Annotated in this window: 4 protein-coding genes; all 4 read right to left on the bottom strand. The window is 69.3% G+C overall.

What is annotated here, in order from left to right; genetic code table 11:
* Nucleotides 1-161 precede the first annotated feature (161 nt).
* Entirely contained in the window at nt 162-578 is a 417-nt protein-coding gene (locus FVW20_RS12100) for an ATP-binding protein (protein ID WP_196609813.1), read from the bottom strand.
* 14 nt (nt 579-592) lie between these two features.
* Nucleotides 593-928 (bottom strand): STAS domain-containing protein, encoded by a 336-nt coding sequence (locus tag FVW20_RS12095; RefSeq protein WP_196609812.1) that lies wholly within the window; start codon nt 926-928, stop codon nt 593-595.
* Between the two features lie 29 nt (nt 929-957).
* Nucleotides 958-1,608 (bottom strand): type III secretion system export apparatus subunit SctR, encoded by a 651-nt coding sequence (gene sctR, locus FVW20_RS12090; protein ID WP_307831512.1) that lies wholly within the window; start codon nt 1,606-1,608, stop codon nt 958-960.
* Nucleotides 1,605-2,698: type III secretion system cytoplasmic ring protein SctQ (gene sctQ / locus FVW20_RS12085; protein WP_196609811.1), on the bottom strand; the 1,094-nt coding region annotated here is incomplete at its 5' end. The genes sctR and sctQ, both read right to left, overlap by 4 nt.

Raw genomic sequence — 2,698 nt, 5'->3', positions numbered from 1 at the left:
AGGTTGTCACTTCCTCCAGCAGGATGCCCGACGCGACGGGCGCAGCCGGATCTGCCGCCGCCACGGGTATGCCCGCAAGCAGCAGGGCCGCAAGCAAGAGGGCCGCCGCAAGGGCGGGCGCGCGTCCGGTCCCGAAGGCGCCGGACCCTTCGCCCAGCGCGTCATTCGGGCAGGGCGAAGTAGAGTTCGATGCAGTTGGATGCGTCATGGTAGCTGTAGCTGTAGTGCCGCACCATGGACTTGATGAGGTGCACGCCCAGCCCGCCGATGGGCCTGTCCGCCACGCCCAGCGCGGTGTCCGGTTCCGGCGCCTCGCTGAACGGGTCGAAGGGCGCGCCCCAGTCGCGCACGGCCAGGCAGAAGAACGGAACGCCATCCAGGCGCACCATGCGGCAACCCACCTCGGCCTTTCCCGGCTCCCCGGGGTAGGCGTAGCTGAACACGTTGACCAGCAGTTCCTCCGCCGCCAGTTCCACCTGCGGCAGCAGCGCGGCCAGCCCTTCGGGAATCTGCCCGGCGATGAACTCGTTGACGGCCCCCAGTTGCTCAAGGCTGGCCGGAACCGAAAGCGTGGCCATGCGAGCCTCCGCGCCTAGGCCAGGGCGGCCACGGCGGCATCCGCCGTCGGGTGGATGGACAGCATCCCCGTGAAGCCGGAGATGCGAAACACCTCGCCCACCATCTCGCCTATACCGCAGAAGGCCAGCCCCACCCCGCCCGACTTGCAGGCCTTGAGCAGGCCGAGGATGCCGCGCAGGCCCGCCGAGCTGATGTACTCTATGCCGCCCATGTCGATGACCAGGCGGTTGGCCCCGGCCTCCAGCCGAGCGCGCCACGCCTCGTCGAAGGCGGCCACGGTGGTGGCGTCCATGCGGCCCGAAAAGGCAAGAACGGTCACCCCGTCCCGGTCGGTGCTGGTATGTTGCATCGGTGCTCCGTATGGCGCGCTGGCGCCGGTTACTTGTAGCTGAGCAGCAGCCCCTGGCTGATCTTCAGCCACCCGTCCAGGGTGACGAACAGCAGCAGCTTGAAGGGCAGCGAGATGGTCATGGGCGAAACCATCATCATGCCCATGGCCAGCAGGATGTTGGAAATGATCAGGTCTATGGCCACGAAGGGCAGGTACAGCAGAAAGCCTATCTGGAAGGCCTTGGTCAGTTCGGAAATGGTGAAGGCGGGCACCAGGATGAGCAGGTTCTCGCGCCGGATGGTGTCGTGCCGTTCCTTGGGCCAGATGCGCTTGGCCGTGCCCATGAAGGCGGTGATGACCTTGTCGTCGGCGTTGCGCGAAAGAAAGTCGCGCAGGGGCGGCGAGGCCCTGTCCAGCAGTTCCACCACCTCGCGCGGCTCCGGCTGTTCGCTCACCCGAACCGTCTTCAGGATGTCCAGGGTGCTTTCCACCATGGGGGCCATGATGAAGATGCTGAGGATGATGGCCAGGCCGTTCATGACCATGGCGGGCGGCACCTGCTGCACGCCCAGGGCGTTGCGCACCAGCGAGGTGACCACCACGATCTTCACGTAGGAGGTCACCATCATCAGGAAGAACGGCGCAAGCCCCAGCAGCGCCATGCCCCCTATGTAATAGAGCGGCATGGTGCCGGTCACGGCCTGTCACCCTCCCCAGCCTGGCCCATGCGCAGCACCTGCACGCCCAGCGTGCCGCCAAGGTCCACCAGGCGGCCCGTGCCCACGGCCCTGCCGCCCACTGTCAGGGTGACCGGGCCCAGCGGGTCGGCCCCCAGGGCAAAGGTGTAGCCGGGGGCCAGCGCGGCAAGGTCGCCCACGGTCATGGGGCGGCGCTCCAGTTCGAACACCACGGTCACGCCAAGGGCGTTCACGTCGATGGGCGATGCGGCAGCCGCAGAGGCCCCTTGCGCTTCTGGCGCTGCGGCTGCAGCTGCGGAACCTTCCGCCACGGGCGCGGCATCCGCCGCCGGGACGCCGTCGGGCTGTGGGGCGGGCGTGGTATCAGACATGGTGGTCTCCATGGGGGTTGCGTCGTTGCGCACGATGTCCAGCACGGTGGCCCGGCCATCGGCCACGGCGCACGGCACGGTCAGGGTCGGGGCCGGGCTCGGAGTCTTGGCCTGGGCCGGACCGGCGGGGTCCGTAACGGCAAGGGTCAGACGGCCCCGGTGGGCCGGATAGTCGTCGGGCAGCAGGATGTCGCCGGGGGCAAGGTCGGCCAGTTCTGCGGCTGCAAGGCACATGCGCCCGGCCTCCACCACGACGTCAACCGGCAGGTGGCCGCGCGCCTCGTGCCGCTGCGGCAGGCGCAGGCACTGTTCGGCCAGCATGGCCGACGCGGCGTCGGAAAGATGCAGGGTCAGGGGCACGGGCGTGTGCCCGCCGTCATCGCCGGGCACCTCCAGCAGCAGGCCCACCCGGCAGGGCAGGTCCCAGGCAGGTTGCGCGGCCTCGGCGTCACGGTCACCGGCAAGGGCTTCACACGTCACCGACGTGCCCAGAAAACGCCCCAGCGCCTCCGCCAGCGGCGCGGCCAGCAGTTCCACCACCGCCAGTCGTACTTCTTCAGGCAGGGGGACATCGGCATCGGCCTGCGCCAGCGCCGGGTGCAGCCCCAGCGGCAACCCCGGCCCCACGTCCAGTCGCAAGACATGGGCACCGCAGCGCACCCGCAGGCCGTACTCCGGCGCGGGGGCTTCCGGCGGCAGCACCGGCACGGAAAGGCGGC

This window comes from Nitratidesulfovibrio oxamicus, assembly GCF_015731765.1.
Classification (GTDB): domain Bacteria; phylum Desulfobacterota; class Desulfovibrionia; order Desulfovibrionales; family Desulfovibrionaceae; genus Cupidesulfovibrio; species Cupidesulfovibrio oxamicus.
The sequence above is the reverse complement of the archived record's forward strand: the minus strand, read 5'-3'. Positions and strand labels throughout refer to the sequence as shown.

Excerpts from the sequence above, each read along its gene's own strand:
- FVW20_RS12100 (WP_196609813.1), bottom strand. The coding sequence starts at position 578 with ATGGCCACGCTTTCGGTTCCGGCCAGCCTTGAGCAACTGGGGGCCGTC.
- FVW20_RS12095 (WP_196609812.1), bottom strand. The coding sequence starts at position 928 with ATGCAACATACCAGCACCGACCGGGACGGGGTGACCGTTCTTGCCTTT.